Raw genomic sequence first — 14,198 nt, forward strand, 5'->3', positions numbered from 1 at the left:
CCAGTATGGATGAGCGGAGGAGATGGAAGTATGGAACTGCAAAATATGGCCCCTTGGGTGAGTTCCGCCGAAGCGATTGATCATGCAGATACACCTGAATCGCTAAGGCGGGCCAGGGTCGACTCTCAAAAATGGTTGCTGGCTTCTCAAGCCTCCGCTCCGTTATCAGACTGGTTACAAACGGCGAATGAAATGCATGACCGCATCGCGGCCAGAGCTGTACAAATGTGCGAAAAAGGGATGGTTGAGGATGGCTTCGGCCCTCCTCCCGTCCCTTACGCATTTATAGCCTTCGGAAGCATGGGGCGCTCGGAATCAACGCTGTGGAGTGACCAGGATAACGGTATGATTATCAGTGACACGATATCTGCCGACAAAGAATTATATTTTAGAGAGTTTGGTCGCAAAGTGTCTGCGATGTTAGAGTATTTGGGATATCCCAAATGTGAGGGGAAAGTAATGTGCTCGGAGCCGTTGTGGCGTCAAACATTATCTGAATGGCAAAAACAGCTAACAAAATGGTCGGACGATTTTGCTTGGGAGCCGATCCGTTATCTGATTATCTCGTCTGATATGAGGCATATCGCTGGAGATGAACGACTATCTGCAAACTGGAAACGAAGTTTTTATGAGTTGTTCCGAATACATCCTGATTTACCCTCGGCGGTACTTAGGAACACGGTGAGGCATAAAGCGACACTTAACATTTTAGGTCAGGTTGTTACCGAGCGCTTCGGTGAGCATGCGGGCGATTTTGATGTGAAATACGGGTTGTACATTCCGCTGGTGAACGCAGTCCGTTTTTTGGCGTTGCAACATGGTGTAGAGGAAACCTCCACCTTCAAAAGGCTCAGTCGTCTCGCATCACTGGAAGCGGCACCGTTGCCTTTACTCGATGCTTGCGAGCGTGCCTTTCGGATTGCGCTTCAGCTACGAATGGCTACACTAGTGAAGGAGAATGATGGATTGCTGGTCAGCAATGGCTACCTGGCTGTAAAGCCGCTGAAACAAGGTAAAGGCTGGCATGAGTTGCGCGAGGCGCTTTCGACGGTACGACGGTTGCATCGTGCGTTGCAAAGGCAGTTGCGATTTATGGAAGGGAGAAGGTCATGAAGGAACCAGCGCAGGGAAGTGGCTTCTGGAGCGCTCTCCGCAGAGGAGGAGTGCCGTCTGCGATCGCATCTGTAATGGGGGCTCCTACGGCTCAACAGATGGCGTTTATTCGCTCCTTAACCCGGGAGCAACGGCGTTCTGAAGTATTGCGGACCCCGCTGGATCGTTTGGAGACGGTAGTTTTTGATCTGGAGACAACGGGATTTTCAGCACAGCATGGAGATGAGATTTTATCATTCGGGGCGATTCGGGTTGTCGGGGACATGATTATGGAAAAAGAGCAGTTTTATACGCTTGTTAATCCACGGACTGTGATTCCTGAGTACATTACCGAACTAACTGGGATTACCCGGGAAATGACGGATGAAGCTCCACCACTTATGAATGGACTGCACGACTTTATGTCCTTTGTAGGTGGGCGAGTACTTGTAGCACATGCTAGCGCTCATGATAAGGCCTTTTTGAATGCTGCGTTATGGAAAACATCTAAAGTTCAATTGACTCATCGTGTTCTGGATACGATGATGCTTGCCAAATGGCTTGAGCCACAGCAACATCAAACCTACAGTTTGGATGAATTGTTGACCTATCAATCCATTCCGATTGAAGGGCGGCACCATGCGTTAGAGGATGCGAAAATGACGGCTAAGCTGTGGGTTGCTTATGTTCAGGAAATGTTGAAGCGTAATGTGACCAATTTGGCAGATGTCTACGCGCATTTAAGTCATGCCTGATTCAGTACAAGGCATAGCATTCATATACACATCAAAACAGCAAGTTCGCGATTTCGTGGGTTTGCTGTTTTTTTTGCGTCCTGTTCAGATTTAGAAGGTTAGAGGTGGGAACAGTATGGGCATCCTATGGAGAAGGTAAGGGCCATTCAGATGAAAGACAGGTGATAAGACTGTGAAAAAATTTCTTTTCATCAGAGCGATAATTATACTGGTTGTGGTTGGGGCTTCATGGGGAGTTATTGCAAACACAACTTATGCAGCAACCCTGTCCATGGAAAATGCACTATTAAAAGAGGGGAATGGTAGAGAAAAACTTGAAGCTAAGAAAGAGGTAGAGGCTGAAACACATGCGGTAGAGGTATTGAAAAAGCTAAAGCCTGGTCAACGGCTTCCTTCTATGATTTTAAAGGGGTTAAACGGCAAGACCTACGATGTAGGGGCCCCGCGCAATAAGGCTTTGGTTATTAGCTTTTGGGCTTCATGGTGCGATCCGTGCCGATTAGAAGCGCCTATGCTGAATGAGTTGTATAGTAAGTACAAAGATGATGTAGATGTGTATGGTATCAATGTAACTCGTTATGATCGATTGGAGGATGTACAGAAGTTTTCCCGCTCTTTGGATCTCCAGTTTCCCATTTTACTTGATGAGCAAGGAGCATTGTTTGAACGAGTTGGAGGGGTGGCTTTTCCGACTCATGTAATGGTTGATCCTCATGGACAGGTCAGCGAAATCATCATCGGCATGCTCAGTGAGCAGGAGTTGGAACGCAAAATAGAAACTCTTCAAAAAAAGAAGGTGTCTTTGGGAGCCGAGTAGACCGCCAAAGGCACCTTATAAGCTCATACGAGCAACTGATTAATGATTAACTAATCCATGATGAGTAAGCTCTGACTGATCGTTTGTTGGAGTTGGTGCTTCCAACAATGCGTAACGGAAGCTGTCCAAGAGAGCTTCCCAGCTGGCTTCAATTACATTTTCGGATACGCCTACGTTACTCCAGACGTCCTCGTAATTTTTAGACTCAATGAGCACACGTACCTTGGCGGCGGTGGCATCCTTTTCGTCAAGCACACGTACCTTGTAGTCGGCCAAATGCATGTCCCGCAAAGCAGGGAAATATTGAGAAAGAGCCTTGCGGAGTGCGTTATCGAGCGCGTTGACAGGACCGTTGCCTTCAGCTGCAGTATAGACACTCGTCCCTGCGACATTCAGTTTCAAGAATGCCTCGGATACGACCGGGCGGCCGGCTGTTTTCTCTACCAGCACTTTGAAGGACTCAAAAGAGAACATTTCCTTCACTTCACCACCTGCTTCACGAATGAGCAGTTCCAGCGAAGCATCCGCGCCTTCAAATTGGTATCCCTGATGCTCCAGTTCCTTGATGCGGCTAATTACGCCACGTGCCTCATCACTGGATGGGTCAAGGGTGATGCCCAGCTCTTGCGCTTTGGATACTACGTTGCTTTGCCCGGCCAGTTCGGAGACCAAGACTCGCTGCTTGTTCCCCACAAGTTCAGGAGCGATGTGCTCATAAGTTCGCGAGTCGCGCAGAATGGCTGACACATGGATGCCCCCCTTATGGGCAAAAGCTGCATTGCCAACATAAGGCTGGTTCACAGGCATATTGACGTTGGCGACTTCACTCACAAAGCGGGCTGTATTGTGGAGTTGACTTAACTTCTCGGTATCTAGACAGTCGTAGCCCAGCTTAAGCTGCAAATTAGGAATGACGGAGCACAGGTTAGCGTTACCGCACCGTTCACCGTATCCGTTGATAGTACCCTGAACCTGCCTTGCGCCTGCTTGTACAGCACTTAGAGAGTTCGCTACTGCCAATTCGCAGTCATTGTGTGTATGAATACCCAACTGTGACCTCGTTATCTGGCTTTGCAGCATAGTGACAATATCCTGAATCTCATGCGGCAGGGTACCGCCGTTTGTATCGCACATCACGAGCCAATCCGCGCCTGCTTCTTCAGCTTTTTTCATAACGGCCATTGCATACTCGGGATTGTTTTTATATCCGTCAAAAAAATGTTCGGCATCAAAAATAACCTCCATGCCCCCTTGCTTTAAAAAGGCGATGGAGTCGTAAATCATAGACAGATTTTCCTCCAGTGTCGTCTGTAAGGCAGTGTGTACATGAAAATCCCATGATTTACCCACAAGTGTAGCAGCCTGAGCGCCGGATTCCAGAATTCGTTGCAGATTGACATCCTGTGCTGCGATGCTATCTTTGCGGCGCGTGCTGCCGAAGGCGACAATCTTTGCCTGAAGGCCCAGTTCTTGTACCCGTTTGAAAAATTCGATATCCTTGCTGTTGCTTCCGGGAATCCCGCCTTCAATATAATGAACACCGAGATCATCGAGTTTTTTGGCGATTTTCAATTTGTCATCAGCAGACAAGCTAATTCCTTCTCCTTGAGTGCCGTCTCGCAGCGTTGTGTCAAAGATAGAAATAGCGGTGGACATGAGGGACTCCTCCTTTGCGGATTGCTCAGATTGGTGATATTCTGCTTTTTTAAGCACATTAATTTAGTTGTTTAACGCTTAAAAACAGGAAAGCGTTAGTTTGTCGTGTTCGTATGTTAGTCGATTATATCAACTTATGACTTCAATTGTAATATATAATTATCATTTTTAGCCGCAAAACCTTTATTTTTTATGTAAAATAGAAATGGTACTTAAGGGTATCTCAAGTGTAAAATTAAAACACATATTCCCGCGATGACGGGTGAATTTACAGTTAAAAGAAGGGTTGAGCATGAAAGATGTCAGTGCTTATTATCCGGTTGGCGGGCGAGTTATTCTGCATGTGGATATGAACGCATTTTATTGTTCCGTTCATGCCGCGGAGGAGCCGGAGAAATATGAGGGACTACCTACCGCGGTGGCAGGCAGTAGTGAGTTGCGCAAAGGTGTAATTGTAACCTGCTCTTATGAAGCCCGACGATTGGGCATTTCAACAGGAATGGTCGTTCAGCAGGCTCGCCGGATCTGTCCACAGCTCATCGTAATACAGCCTGATTTTCACTTGTATCGTCGTTATTCCAAAGCATTTATGAGCATTGCATATTCGTATACGCCTATGCTGGAAGCAACTTCAATTGATGAGTGTTATCTGGATATTTCTGGATCCAAACAGTTTGGAACACCTATGGAAATTGCTGAGGAAATCCAGCGCAGAGTAGAAGACGAACTGGGTCTGCCCTGTTCAATTGGAGTTGCTCCCAACAAGTTGCTGGCCAAAATGGCCTCTGATCTGAAAAAACCACGTGGGATCTCTGTTCTACGTTTGCGTGATGTACCCAACATTTTGTGGAACCTACCTTGTGGTCAATTGTTTGGTGTGGGCCGCAAAACGGCAGATAAGCTTCTACAAATGAACATTCGCACCATTGGGCAACTGGCTAAGGCTGATGAACATATGCTGGTTGGCGTATTTGGTGTGACGGGTTCGTGGTTAAAATTGGCTGCTAACGGGATTAATCATTCTCCAGTCAGCACTGAGCGGGAGCCAAACAAGTCTATCGGCCACACGACCACCTTACCTATGGATGTGGTCAAACTGGAAGAAGCCCAACGGGTACTTCTTAACATTAGTGATCAGGTAGCCCGGCGGCTTCGACGACACGGTATGCTGGCAGGAGGTATACAATTGACGATTCGGACGCCGGATATGAAGACCTTTACGCGTTCTCAAGTCAGGAGCACTCCTACGGAAAGTGCAGAGGACATATATAAGGAAGCTTGTGCGTTATATCGTCGCCATTGGGGAGAAGATAAGCCTGTGCGCTTGCTGGGGATTACGCTACAGCAGCTTATTCCAAAGGAGGAAGCGGCCGTTCAAATGGATCTATTTGAATACCAGGATCAGCCCAAGAAAGAAAGCTTATTGAAGACGATGGATGCACTTCGCGACAAGTTTGGTGAAAATGCAATTTTGACCGCTGGGATGCTGGGAGATGATCCTTCGGTACTTCTTCGCAACTCCAAGTTGCGCGGAACTTCGCTGCAAAAAGACAATCTACCAACTCCGGAGTGAACTTTTGGATAGATTAGTGCAAGCAGAAGCTTACGTTATAAGCATTTTTTGCATGAAGGATAAAGGAAAATAATTTGTAATAATATTGGGTTTGTATTAATATGTGAATAGAATGCAAAAGCTGGTTTGTTTGATTGTATAGGAGGAAGAGAAAAGTTATGGCTAAATACACTTGGGTAGAAAAAGATACATGCATTGCATGCGGAGCCTGTGGCGCTACAGCACCAGACATTTATGATTATGATGATGAAGGTTTGGCTGAAGTGATCTTTGAAGGGGATGCCAACCAAGGCATCAAGGCGATCTCAGAAGACCTGTTTGATGATATGCAGGATGCTTGTGACGGTTGCCCTACGGATTCCATTAAAGTAGCAGACGAGCCGTTCAATAAAGAAGGTTAAGCGTAGGCTTCTTTGATAGGCACAGCACCGACAGTTCCCTTCGCCGTATAACGGTGAAAGTAAGCTGTTGGTGCTGTTTTTTTAGGTTATAGAATGGTTCAGCGGAGGCTGAACCATTCTATAACCGCAAGAAAAACTTCTGCCAAGCGCGGTCTGGCTTCTGTGAAAGTACGTCGATAGACGTTTTTCTTATGTGCTGTCCATCAAGTCTATTTTTACCGATATACATAATAGGAAGTATGCAAGATTACACGATCAGGAGGATCCGATGAACCATTCGCCTCATCTTAAATCGTATGTGAAAAAACACCCTGATAACAAAATGGCCTGGTATTTACTCGGCAAAGAGTATGAGAGCAGCGGTCAGGAGGGCAAAGCAAATTATTGCTTTAATCGCGCAGGAGAAGTGTTCGAAGCCTTCGAGCATAAACAGATTCCGGCAGACGTATGGATGGAATATCAGGATAAACTGGTTCAGATGTCCAAGGAGAAGGAGCGAAGAACGGCTCGAACACGTCACCTGTTAACTGCGTTAATGGTACTACTGCTCATATGGGTTCCTTCAGCTAATTCACCGAGACCTTCAAATGAGAATACATTTGATCCATCTGGAACTGAGCAGGCAGCAATTGATAATATTGAAGTTACGAAAGTGGCCACTGCTGATCCGAAGGAGACGGCCCAGATCGGTGTGGTTGGTGGTGTGTTTACGGCTCAAGCTCGAAAAGGGAGTGAAGCTGGAACGGGGCTTACTGATATGTTGGCTAAGACTAGCCGACTGCCATCCAGGACTACGGTGTTGGGCATGGAGCAAGGGGGCTCGTGGCTGCTCTGGAGAGAGGGCATGAAACCATTACTTAGTGTACAGAACAAAGGAAACGGCGGATTAGCTGTTCAGTCTTACGACGCAGCTGCGTGTGCTTGTAAGCCGTCAGACAGTGAAAATCTTCGCAAAGCAGGTCTAAAATGGGCTGCTGGACAGGAGGAATTAGCTGTGCTGAATAGCTCCATGCGTGCTTTTCGCTCACAGCATCAACGTCTTCCCCAGAGTCTTGATGAACTGACTCGAGACTTTCCCGCTAACACGATGTATGGTACGACAGACGGGATGAAGAAGGCTTTTACACCTATGCGTAATTTACTTGCTTCACCAGGAAAGGGAACAGGGAAGGCAGTAGATTTAGACGCTGACTCGTTGGCCGGAAGCAGTCCATTACTGGCATCGTCATTGCACGGAAGGCCTTTTCTGGGGCAACCGCTGCGAATTGTGGTGGACAAATCTAAGCATAGGCTCGCCCTGGTAAGTGGCAATGTACTTATTCGAAATTATCCTATCGGTTTGGGTGGAGAAAGAACACCAGAAGGGAAATTTGTGGTTACCGATAAAGTAGTAAATCCGAACGGAAAATCCAACGGTGAGTTTGGCAGCCGTGGAATGCAACTGTCTGCAACGAATTATGCCATTCATGGCACGAACGAGCCGGACAGCATTGGCAAAAATGAGTCTTTGGGTTGCGTCCGAATGGGTAAAGAGGATGTGGAGGAATTGTTTGCACTCGTACCTTCGGGTACGGAGGTAGTCATTGGTAACGGGGGATTGCCTGATCAAGTGCTTGTGCCTGGTTCTCGATTTACAAGTGAGCCGCAGCATGACCAGACGAATCCCCGCAAAACCTATCACTGGCTAAATTAAAATTTTGATGCTATTGCTACTTGGTGTTTAACGATTTCCTGCTTGTGCTAAAACAATGACCAGAATAATTACAATGATGAGGAGAACAAAGCTGACGGCGGTCCATACAATCGCTTTCTTGTTCACCTCATCCTTTTTCTTTTGCAGACTGGGCGGCTTGCGCTTGGTCTTCATATCAGCAATCCCTCTTTTCTAACGAGCTAAGGTCTTGTCTTACTATGTCCATTGTAAATGGTTTGATTATACATTTTCAATGACATCTCCATGACAACTGAATTGTTCTGATGTTGCACCTCGCAAATTACTTTCTTTTTGGTATGGAAAAAGCTAAACTATTTTGTAGAGATGTTTTTTTAGGATTGTGCAAGGGCATAGAACGGAGTGGATGAATCGTGTTGTATCGAAGGATTGCGAAACCTGTTTTTTTTAAAATGAGTCCAGAGACGGCCCATCATGTAGTCATTGACGGTTTAAAACATGCGGGCTCACTTCCTGGTGGAGCAGCGACACTGCGAGGAATGTACGGAGTCAAGGAAACGGAGGATCTTGCCGTTGATCTGTTTGGCATTCATTTTCCCAACCCGATTGGACTGGCTGCAGGACTGGATAAAAATGCAGAAGCGGTTACTGGTTTTTCTTCCATCGGGTTTGGATTTATGGAAGTGGGAACGGTGACACCTGTGGGACAGCCCGGTAACGATCGGCCACGTTTGTTCCGACTGCCTCCCGATGAGGCATTAGTCAATCGGATGGGCTTTAACAATCTGGGTGCTGAGAGCATGGCCAAGCGTCTGGCTGCACTCAAACATCGACCTGTTCCGGTCGCAGTTAATATCGGCAAAAATAAAATCACGCCCAATGAGGATGCTCATAAGGACTATGAAATGTGTATTTCCGCACTGTATCCGTATGCGGACTTCTTTGTAGTGAATATTAGCTCGCCGAATACGCCGGATTTACGAAAGCTCCAGCATGGTGATGAACTGAAGTCGTTATTGGAAGCGGTTCGGGCAGAGATGGGAGTCCAGGCGAAAAAGTATGGCAATGCCAAGTCTGTACTGGTTAAAATTGCGCCAGATGTATCGGATGAGGAATTGGAATATATGACAGATGCGATTGCTGCCAGTGGAGTAGACGGCATTATTGCGACCAATACAACGATATCCAGAGCTGGTTTAACGCACCGAAATGCGAGTGAAACAGGAGGGCTTAGTGGTAAGCCGCTGCGTGACCGTTCCACAGAGGTCATCGGACGGGTGTATCGCCAGACGGAAGGTAAGCTTCCTATTATCGGATCAGGCGGTATATTCACGAGCCGTGATGCCTATGACAAAATTAAAGCAGGCGCAAGTCTGATTGAAATTTATACAGCATTGATCTACGAAGGGCCGGAAGTAAATAGAGCTATACATGCTGGCCTGCGTGAGCTGCTTCGAAAGGACGGCTTTAGACACATTACCGAGGCTGTTGGTGCAGATCACAGATAAAAAAGTGTTGTCGGAAGAGACAGGAGGTACGGGGATGGACGGAAGAGACTGGGGAACATTTTTACTGCCATACGATCAGGCGGTGGAAGAGCTTAAGGTCAAGTTCAAAACAATGCGTGCGGAGCTGAAAAAGCGCGAGGAATACGCTCCTATCGAATTCGTAACCGGACGGGTTAAAAAAATATCAAGCATCCTCGATAAGGCGAAGAGATTACAGGTTCCTTCTGATCAGCTGGAGACGGGAATCGAGGATATTGCAGGTATTCGCATTATGTGTCAATTTGTAGAGGATATTCGGCGGGTGGCCGAATATATCAGAAGACGTAAGGATTTGACCGTACTGTATGAAAAGGACTATATCACCAATTATAAAGACAGTGGCTATCGCAGCTTTCATATGATTGTGGAGTATCCGGTTCAGACAGCAGTCGGGCTGAAAATCGTGCTGGCAGAAATTCAAATCCGTACTTTGGCTATGAATTTTTGGGCAACCATAGAGCATTCTCTTAGCTATAAGTATCGTGAAAGCTTGCCTGATAATATGCGTACACGGTTGAAAAAGGCAGCTGAGGCAGCCTTTGTATTGGATAATGAGATGTCTTCCATGCGTCTTGAAATATTGGAAGCGCAGAAAAAATTCGAGGATGAAGCCAATATCGTTTCCAAAGTGCTAACAGGCATGCATCGGCTGTATTTCTACCATAAGATCAGTGAAACGATTGATGCGCAGCGCAGATTCAATGAACTGTGGGAACGGCACGACATGGAAGGAATCAAGCTGCTTCACGATGAGGTCAAGGAGATGCTAGAAGCCTCTACCAAGGAAGAAGACAGGGATGAGTATTAAATGGCACACCATTCCTACGAACCGCTATACGTGACTTATTTGGTATACTTCAATCGTGATCGGGATTACTTTGAATGTCATGAGGTACTGGAAGAGCTGTGGCTTAAGCTGGACCGTGACCCTGTATATAAAGGTTTGCTGCAAGTTGCTGTAGGGCTGTATCATTTTCGGAATGGTAACTATCGTGGTGGACATATGATGCTGGATAGTGCGGTCCACCGGTTGGAGCATGCTCCTTCGCAGGCGCTGGGCATTAATATGGTGAAGCTGGTGGAAGAGGCGCGCATTTGCGCTCGTCAGCTTGCTGAAGCTGTTATGACCGGCACGGAAGAGCTTCAGCAAGAACCGCCGGTTTATCGGGATATGACGATTGAAATCGTCGAGCCCGGGTTGCGCCGGGCCGTGGAGAAGGCATCGTCGTCTATTCCGGTCAACATTCCGCAGCAAAGAGGTCCTCGGCGTGGGGAAAAGCATGAGCAGCGTCAGCAGGCGCTGGAAGCTTCTATTAGGCGAAGACAGGCCGCTGGCGGCTCAGGTTCTGTCTCAGCGGAAACGAAGGATGCACCTTGAGTTTGAAGCGCATGATAAGCAAGCAGCCCGATCCGTTTCATGAGGATCGGGCTGCTTTATCGTTTTCAGGTCTGTGAAGGTTTGCTTAGGAGGTTACGTTCTTTTTATATTTCTCAAAGAAGGCTTTGAAATCGTCGAGTGTGTATCCATTGTCCGAAGGATTTTCCTTCAACCCGCCTACCATACGTTCCTTTTCCACGCCTTTTTCGTAATAAATGAGCGTAGGGGTATACTCAATCTTATACTTGTCCCAGCCATCCTCATACTCACGCAGGTTAAATTCGTGCATCGTGATGTTCTCCTGCTTGCTCAAAGGCAAGAGCTTGGGAGTAGTGGCGCGGCAATGCACACAGTCGGAGGCGAAATGATAGACGAAAAAGTTTTCCTTTTTGTCAATTTTGCTCTGTAAATCTTCCGGCTTAATAATTTGCTGATAGTTCGGGTCATTCAGCAGCTCTTGAGTAGCAGGATTTAACGAGGCTGTGGAAACGCCATACAGCTTGTTTTTAGTGCCTGAATTTAAAGCGAGCAGCACACCAATCAAAATGACCAGCACAACAAAAAAGCCGATGACGGGTATAAGCTTTTTTTTGTTGGAATTTTGTGCGTTCAATGCAATCTCTCCTATCAAAATTCAAAATATGCAGCTATGAATCTTATTATTATACAACATTACATCTTGTAGTGAAAGTTTGTAAATCACACGGATATTGCGGGATAACAGGTTGAATATGGTACAATAAAATTTATTTTAAAAGGACAGGATGATTACGATTATGGGTGTACAGCTCCCCACAGCATTTGTAAAGCGCATGGAGCAATTGCTCGGCGAAGAATTTGAAGCATTTATGACTGCCTATGACCACACGCCCCATGCCGGGATTCGCGTCAATACATTAAAAATTCCGGTAGAGGACTTTAAGAAATGTTCTCCGTTCGAACTGCGGCCGATTCCGTGGTGTGCCACGGGTTTTTATATTCCGCACGGTACAAAGCCGGGATTACACCCTTACTACCATGCGGGGCTGTACTATGTACAGGAACCGAGTGCAATGTCTCCGGTTGAGCTGCTCAATGTAGCTCAGGACGAAGCTGTATTGGACTTATGCGCTGCACCGGGCGGGAAATCGACCCAAATAGCTGCCAAACTACAAGGAAGCGGCGTATTGGTGACAAATGATATTAGCGCGGACCGAACCAAAGCGTTGGCTAAAAATGTGGAATTGTACGGTGTGCGTAATGCCGTGGTACTGAATGAAAGCCCGGATCGAATCGCCGATGCCTTTCCACATTTTTTTGACAAGATACTAATTGACGCACCTTGCTCGGGAGAAGGTATGTTCCGCAAGGATGAGGACATGGTAAAACAATGGGAAACGCATTCGGTAGATAAATGTGTAGTCATGCAACGGGACATTTTGCGTGTAGCGGCCTCAATGCTGAGCGCAGGAGGGAGAATTGTCTATTCGACCTGCACCTTTGCGCCAGAAGAAAATGAAGGAATGATCGCAGAATTTCTGGAGGCTCACCCCGATTTTGACGTAGTCCCTGTTTCATCAGAAGCAGGCTTTGCACCAGGCCACCCGGAATGGATGAGTGAAGAGGTCGCGTCAGCATACCCCGAGCTGCGGGGAACAGCACGCCTTTGGCCGCATCTCGTAGAGGGAGAAGGCCATTATATCGCTGTATTGCAGCATCAGGGGGGGCATGCCGCTGCGATAGAAGATCACACTGAATCGGAGGATTTGACTCCATTTGAGGACAAAGATGATAGGGCATTGAACATAGATGAAGCGTATCCACGGAAGAAGCCGTTTTTGTCCGTCAGGGAAGCGCAGACGCCAAGCCGTCAAGGAAGACATGGAACTGGTGAGCCTAAACGAAGTGGAAGAGGAGTGGACGGGAAATCCGGTAAAGGAAAGTCCGGGCGCGGCTTGGGTGGCATTAAGTCCCGATCTGGCAAAGAGAATGTAAAATCCGCTGTACGCTCCCCACAGGATGTGCTGGAATCCTATCACCAATTTGTGAAGGAGCAGCTGGAAGTGTCTTTTACAGGCTATACGGTGGTTTATGGAGATCGCATTTATCAGTCGCCACTGGCATCACATCGTTTGGACGGCCTTAAAGTGGTGCGACCAGGCTGGTTTATGGGTACTGACAAGAATGGTCGCTTTGTGCCTTCACACCCGCTGGCGGTGGCATTACGCTCTTCAGAGGCGGTTAGAAGCATCAATCTCTCCAGTTCAGATGCTGAGGCCATCCGGTATTTAAAAGGGGAGACCTTGTCCATCCCCGTTGAGAGAATGGCACTGCGGAACGAAGTCCAGCCCAAAGGCCATACTCTCGTGTGCATTGATGGTTATTCGGCTGGGTGGGGCAAATGGCAGGATGGCATGCTCAAAAATGAATACCCTACAGGCTGGAGGTGGACATCGGTATGAGTGGAAAAGGGAGACAAACGCAACGTTTGGATAAAGTTTTAACCCATATGGGATATGGCACCCGTAGTGATATCAAGCGACAGGTGAAGCAAGGGATAATCACGGTAAACGGGAAGACCACCAAGGATAGCGGCTTACAGGTTCATCCATACCAGGATCAGATTGAAGTGAACGGGGAACGTGTTGTTTTTCGGGAGTATATTTATATCATGCTGCATAAGCCACCAGGTGTCATCTCTGCAACTGAAGATACAAGGGAGCGGACGGTACTGGATTTGCTGAGTGCGGAGGAACGACATTTTGAGCCTTTTCCAGTAGGACGTTTAGATAAAGATACAGAAGGATTATTGCTATTGACCAACGACGGTAAACTAGCGCATGAGCTACTTTCTCCACGGCGGCATGTTCCTAAAACGTATGAAGCTACCGTGTCGGGTCATGTCACGGAGGAGGATATTCTTCAATTTACAGCAGGAGTGGAACTGGATGATGGGTATGTTACCCTTCCCGCACAGTTGACTATTCTTCGCCACGAACATCCGTACCAGGCAGATGGAGAAGTCATTTCCTATATTTCGCTTGTCATCCATGAGGGTAAATTTCATCAAGTGAAGCGTATGTTCGAGGCGGTTGGTAAAAAGGTGACCTATTTGAAAAGAACGGCCATGGGACCATTGAAGCTGGATGAACAGCTTCCACTGGGCAGCTATCGAGAGCTGACTAGTGAAGAGCTGGCATGGATCGGCCGGGATATAGCGTCTGCAACGTCAGAAGTTTGATGAGCAGATTAAATATAAATGACGCACAGGCTCTTATAAGATTCCTGTGCGTCATTTTAGGGTATAGACAACCAGACAGAGAATTAT

14 protein-coding genes are annotated in these 14,198 nt (G+C 47.1%); 11 read left to right on the top strand and 3 right to left on the bottom strand.

The window, feature by feature from the left end:
• Window positions 1–30 precede the first annotated feature (30 nt).
• The 3 genes from ACYCS5_RS23745 (at window position 31) to ACYCS5_RS23755 (ending at window position 2,664) form a co-directional block, all read left to right on the top strand.
• Window positions 31–1,113 carry a DUF294 nucleotidyltransferase-like domain-containing protein gene (locus ACYCS5_RS23745; protein WP_459760212.1) on the top strand — a complete coding sequence of 361 codons (1,083 nt, stop codon included), beginning with the start codon at window positions 31–33 and terminating at the stop codon, window positions 1,111–1,113.
• Window positions 1,110–1,847: an exonuclease domain-containing protein gene (locus ACYCS5_RS23750; protein WP_029516716.1), complete on the top strand. Its 738-nt coding sequence runs from the start codon at window positions 1,110–1,112 to the stop codon at window positions 1,845–1,847. Before ACYCS5_RS23745 ends, ACYCS5_RS23750 begins: the two co-directional genes overlap by 4 nt.
• A gap of 172 nt (window positions 1,848–2,019) precedes the next feature.
• The gene (locus ACYCS5_RS23755) at window positions 2,020–2,664 is read left to right on the top strand and encodes a TlpA family protein disulfide reductase (protein WP_459760213.1); all 645 of its coding nucleotides are present in this window, start codon (window positions 2,020–2,022) and stop codon (window positions 2,662–2,664) included.
• A gap of 39 nt (window positions 2,665–2,703) precedes the next feature.
• Here ACYCS5_RS23755 and cimA read toward each other — a convergent pair whose 3' ends face one another.
• Window positions 2,704–4,320, bottom strand: a complete 1,617-nt coding sequence (gene cimA, locus ACYCS5_RS23760; RefSeq protein WP_340931888.1) for a citramalate synthase — start codon at window positions 4,318–4,320, stop codon at window positions 2,704–2,706.
• A 292-nt stretch (window positions 4,321–4,612) separates the two neighbouring features.
• Here cimA and ACYCS5_RS23765 point away from each other — a divergent pair, with 292 nt between their 5' ends.
• The 3 genes from ACYCS5_RS23765 to ACYCS5_RS23775 all read left to right on the top strand — a co-directional run bounded on the left by ACYCS5_RS23765 (window position 4,613) and on the right by ACYCS5_RS23775 (window position 7,987).
• Window positions 4,613–5,893 carry a DNA polymerase IV gene (locus ACYCS5_RS23765; protein ID WP_029516719.1) on the top strand — a complete coding sequence of 427 codons (1,281 nt, stop codon included), beginning with the start codon at window positions 4,613–4,615 and terminating at the stop codon, window positions 5,891–5,893.
• A gap of 158 nt (window positions 5,894–6,051) precedes the next feature.
• Window positions 6,052–6,294 carry a ferredoxin gene (locus ACYCS5_RS23770; protein ID WP_013309730.1) on the top strand — a complete coding sequence of 81 codons (243 nt, stop codon included), beginning with the start codon at window positions 6,052–6,054 and terminating at the stop codon, window positions 6,292–6,294.
• 268 nt (window positions 6,295–6,562) lie between these two features.
• Window positions 6,563–7,987, top strand: a complete 1,425-nt coding sequence (locus tag ACYCS5_RS23775) for a L,D-transpeptidase (protein ID WP_069011087.1) — start codon at window positions 6,563–6,565, stop codon at window positions 7,985–7,987.
• A 27-nt stretch (window positions 7,988–8,014) separates the two neighbouring features.
• On the opposite strand, the gene ACYCS5_RS23780 is transcribed toward ACYCS5_RS23775, so the two are convergent.
• On the bottom strand, window positions 8,015–8,161 hold the full coding sequence (locus tag ACYCS5_RS23780; RefSeq protein WP_023988033.1) for a hypothetical protein: 147 nt from the start codon (window positions 8,159–8,161) through the stop codon (window positions 8,015–8,017).
• Window positions 8,162–8,379: 218 nt separating this feature from the next.
• Between ACYCS5_RS23780 and ACYCS5_RS23785 the strand changes: the two genes are divergently transcribed.
• From ACYCS5_RS23785 to ACYCS5_RS23795, 3 genes are read left to right on the top strand one after another with little or no spacing between them, the layout of a single operon-like run.
• Window positions 8,380–9,474, top strand: a complete 1,095-nt coding sequence (locus ACYCS5_RS23785; RefSeq protein ID WP_459760214.1) for a quinone-dependent dihydroorotate dehydrogenase — start codon at window positions 8,380–8,382, stop codon at window positions 9,472–9,474.
• A 34-nt stretch (window positions 9,475–9,508) separates the two neighbouring features.
• The gene (locus ACYCS5_RS23790; RefSeq protein ID WP_023988035.1) at window positions 9,509–10,321 is read left to right on the top strand and encodes a GTP pyrophosphokinase; all 813 of its coding nucleotides are present in this window, start codon (window positions 9,509–9,511) and stop codon (window positions 10,319–10,321) included.
• A complete protein-coding gene (locus tag ACYCS5_RS23795; RefSeq protein WP_318626729.1) occupies window positions 10,322–10,891 on the top strand; it encodes a DUF309 domain-containing protein in 570 nt (189 codons plus the stop codon).
• A gap of 85 nt (window positions 10,892–10,976) precedes the next feature.
• On the opposite strand, the gene ACYCS5_RS23800 is transcribed toward ACYCS5_RS23795, so the two are convergent.
• Complete coding sequence (locus ACYCS5_RS23800; RefSeq protein WP_029516723.1) at window positions 10,977–11,504, bottom strand: thioredoxin family protein; 528 nt, start codon at window positions 11,502–11,504, stop codon at window positions 10,977–10,979.
• A 163-nt stretch (window positions 11,505–11,667) separates the two neighbouring features.
• On the opposite strand from ACYCS5_RS23800, the gene ACYCS5_RS23805 reads away from it, so the two are divergent.
• Together ACYCS5_RS23805 and ACYCS5_RS23810 are read left to right on the top strand one after the other, a co-directional pair.
• The gene (locus ACYCS5_RS23805) at window positions 11,668–13,332 is read left to right on the top strand and encodes an RsmB/NOP family class I SAM-dependent RNA methyltransferase (RefSeq protein ID WP_459761336.1); all 1,665 of its coding nucleotides are present in this window, start codon (window positions 11,668–11,670) and stop codon (window positions 13,330–13,332) included.
• Complete coding sequence (locus tag ACYCS5_RS23810; RefSeq protein WP_069011089.1) at window positions 13,329–14,111, top strand: pseudouridine synthase; 783 nt, start codon at window positions 13,329–13,331, stop codon at window positions 14,109–14,111. The genes ACYCS5_RS23805 and ACYCS5_RS23810 overlap by 4 nt, the downstream gene beginning before the upstream one ends.
• Window positions 14,112–14,198 lie beyond the last annotated feature (87 nt).

This window comes from Paenibacillus sp. SEL3 (assembly GCF_054602585.1).

Excerpts from the sequence above, each read along its gene's own strand:
- ACYCS5_RS23770 (WP_013309730.1), top strand. The coding sequence starts at position 6,052 with ATGGCTAAATACACTTGGGTAGAAAAAGATACATGCATTGCATGCGGA.
- ACYCS5_RS23810 (WP_069011089.1), top strand. The coding sequence starts at position 13,329 with ATGAGTGGAAAAGGGAGACAAACGCAACGTTTGGATAAAGTTTTAACC.
- ACYCS5_RS23765 (WP_029516719.1), top strand. The coding sequence starts at position 4,613 with ATGAAAGATGTCAGTGCTTATTATCCGGTTGGCGGGCGAGTTATTCTG.
- ACYCS5_RS23805 (WP_459761336.1), top strand. The coding sequence starts at position 11,668 with ATGGGTGTACAGCTCCCCACAGCATTTGTAAAGCGCATGGAGCAATTG.
- ACYCS5_RS23775 (WP_069011087.1), top strand. The coding sequence starts at position 6,563 with ATGAACCATTCGCCTCATCTTAAATCGTATGTGAAAAAACACCCTGAT.
- ACYCS5_RS23795 (WP_318626729.1), top strand. The coding sequence starts at position 10,322 with ATGGCACACCATTCCTACGAACCGCTATACGTGACTTATTTGGTATAC.
- ACYCS5_RS23790 (WP_023988035.1), top strand. The coding sequence starts at position 9,509 with ATGGACGGAAGAGACTGGGGAACATTTTTACTGCCATACGATCAGGCG.
- cimA (WP_340931888.1), bottom strand. The coding sequence starts at position 4,320 with ATGTCCACCGCTATTTCTATCTTTGACACAACGCTGCGAGACGGCACT.
- ACYCS5_RS23750 (WP_029516716.1), top strand. The coding sequence starts at position 1,110 with ATGAAGGAACCAGCGCAGGGAAGTGGCTTCTGGAGCGCTCTCCGCAGA.
- ACYCS5_RS23745 (WP_459760212.1), top strand. The coding sequence starts at position 31 with ATGGAACTGCAAAATATGGCCCCTTGGGTGAGTTCCGCCGAAGCGATT.
- ACYCS5_RS23780 (WP_023988033.1), bottom strand. The coding sequence starts at position 8,161 with ATGAAGACCAAGCGCAAGCCGCCCAGTCTGCAAAAGAAAAAGGATGAG.